This window comes from Muriicola sp. E247 (genome assembly GCF_041358175.1).
Lineage (GTDB): Bacteria > Bacteroidota > Bacteroidia > Flavobacteriales > Flavobacteriaceae > Muriicola.
Map to the genome: position 1 here is coordinate 1 of NZ_JBGKBE010000025.1, position 2,311 is coordinate 2,311.

General features: G+C 33.6%; 4 protein-coding genes. All 4 read right to left on the bottom strand.

Annotation, left to right across the window (positions count from 1 at the left end):
* On the bottom strand, positions 1-293 hold a 293-nt coding region (locus ACA086_RS14875), incomplete at its 3' end, for a hypothetical protein (protein ID WP_371004135.1).
* Positions 290-751, bottom strand: a complete 462-nt coding sequence (locus ACA086_RS14880) for a hypothetical protein (protein WP_371004136.1) — start codon at positions 749-751, stop codon at positions 290-292. The genes ACA086_RS14880 and ACA086_RS14875, both read right to left, overlap by 4 nt.
* 227 nt (positions 752-978) lie before the next feature.
* The gene (locus ACA086_RS14885) at positions 979-1,359 is read right to left on the bottom strand and encodes a hypothetical protein (protein WP_371004137.1); all 381 of its coding nucleotides are present in this window, start codon (positions 1,357-1,359) and stop codon (positions 979-981) included.
* Positions 1,360-1,584: 225 nt separating this feature from the next.
* A complete protein-coding gene (locus ACA086_RS14890; RefSeq protein WP_371004138.1) occupies positions 1,585-2,043 on the bottom strand; it encodes a hypothetical protein in 459 nt (152 codons plus the stop codon).
* Between the last annotated feature and the right edge of the window lie 268 nt (positions 2,044-2,311).

Consider the following 2,311-nt stretch of genomic DNA (forward strand, 5'->3'; position numbering starts at 1 on the left):
TATTCAATTAAGTGTTTATCCTTACTCCCCGCTTGAAGAAAATAGTCACCTACCAAATTATCTGATTGAGAGAATACAGTAATACCAGACAATAACATTAAAATCGTGAAAATTAGTTTCATAAGCTTGGATTTAAATGCATTACAACGTTTATGTATATGAGCTGTGGCGTGTTTTAGCACGAAACTCTCAAAATAAAAACTGGCTTTGGAAAATCCGCAGGATTTTCCAAGTGTGGACTGACCAAGCCATAGCTTATATACTGTGTTGTACACTGGCTTTTCATTTTTCATTCAGTTCGCTTTTTTAGATAAATTCTACGTTTAGTTAAATATCTTTCTCCCCAAAATAAAAATTTTTTATGTCGGCTGTATGCTTGTCCACGTTTTACCACATAACCATCCAAATGAAAGGCAAACAATTTTCCGTTTTTGTATTTATATTTCTTGTTTTCAATTTTTGAATTTCCAGAAGAAAGTATTTCCGCAACAGTTTTATCTTCCTCCTTTTCATTCTCAAATTTTAGTAAAACTTCATTACTATTATTGATTTCAAATGTTCCTTTTCCAGTTTGATTAATTAAATCTCCGCTGAATTCATATTCAAAAGTATAGTTTTTATTCAGTCTTATTTTTGTCACGAAAAACCCTAATTCCGCAACATTACTTGTGTAATATCCGAATATTTTTTCTTGTCCAAATAAATTATTTGAAAAGATAATTATAATAATTATTAATAGGCTTTTCTTCAATTTTGGGTGTTTTTTCAGCTTGTGTACAACGGTCTTGGCTATGATTTCGTTTTGACTTAGCAGCGAGCCCAGCGTTGGATTTCCAAACCTTGTTTGGAAAAATTAACGAGGGCAAGGCGAAGCTGCTGTTCTTAGCGTTTAACCTGGTTCTCTGTTTTAAAAATAGGATAAATATTTGAAGTTGGTTTCAACCAAAATGAATTATAGCCGTTGTTGTACACCGTTTTTTATTTTCGTTTGAGTATTTGCTCGACGTATTTTTTATGATTTTCATATCCATTCTTTTCAGGATTTTCCAAATCAATCATTTCGTCAAGTCCAGAATCATAGATTTGCCAATTGTGTTTTTTAGCCAATTCTATTAATTCATAAAGTCCGTTTTCTCCGTACAATGAAATCATAAAGTTGCTTGAATGCTCGTCATCAGTAAAAAAGTCAATTGTGAAGTCAGCACCGATTATTTCTCTGTGGTTATCATCTTTTATAATTTGGTCAAATGAGTTTTCCAAAATTCCGCTAAAGTCGGTTGGTACGAGTAGGTTTTCGTCCAATTCTGCAACTGATTCTATTTTCTGTTTTGAATTAAAGAATACAATGTCTAAGCTCACAACATTTAATTTTTTCGTTTCACTTTTACAGCTAATTAGAGATACGAATAATATGATTAAGATATTTTTATCACTTTTTCGAAATGGTGTACAACGGTCCCGGCTATGATCTCGGCTTCTTTGACAGCCGTAGAGATTTAAGCCATTTATGTTTTTATTAAATGTAGGAAATTTCAATGTAGTGGAAAAGCCCAGCTGGATTATAGCCGTTGTTAGCAACTGGCTTTATTTATTACGTAAACTTTCGATTTCCAGTTCTAAGTCAGCTTGCGATTGCTTTTTGATTTCAGAATCCGATTTTTCAAAGTCCGTTAGACCGTGTATCGGGTTTTCAAAACTTCTGGTCAGTCCGCATTCATTTACTTTCAGGACTCCATTTGAATCTGTATGTCCGTAAAAAATCCACTTACCAAGTCCATTAATTATTGGACCGCATTGTTGGTCATAAGTCCCTTCGAAAATAAGTCTGTTTTCTGTTCCCTTAAATGATTCTATCACTTTTATTCGGTAACTCTTCTTTTCGGGATTAAACTCCAAAACTTCGCCAATAAAAATGCACTCTGATTGTTCAAATTCCCCTAACTGAAATACTTCAAGATTTTTATAAACTGGGCAGGAACAGGCAAACAATCCAAACCCCACCAGAAATGCTAGAATAGTCAATGTGTAAGTCTTCTTTTTCATTTTTTCAGCTTGTTGCTAACGGTCTTGGCTATGATTTCGTTTTGACTTAGCAGCGAGCCAAGCGTTGGATTTCCAAACCTTGCAGGAAAAATTAACGAGGGCAAGGCGAGCTGCCAGGTTTAGCCTTTAACCTGGTTCTTTGTTTTAAAAATAGAATAAATATTTGAAGTTGGGTTTAGCCAAAATGAATTATAGCCGTTGTTGTAATGCGTTTTTATTTTTTAATATTTCTAGTCTTTTAATCCAGGAGATTTCAGATTCAAAAAAC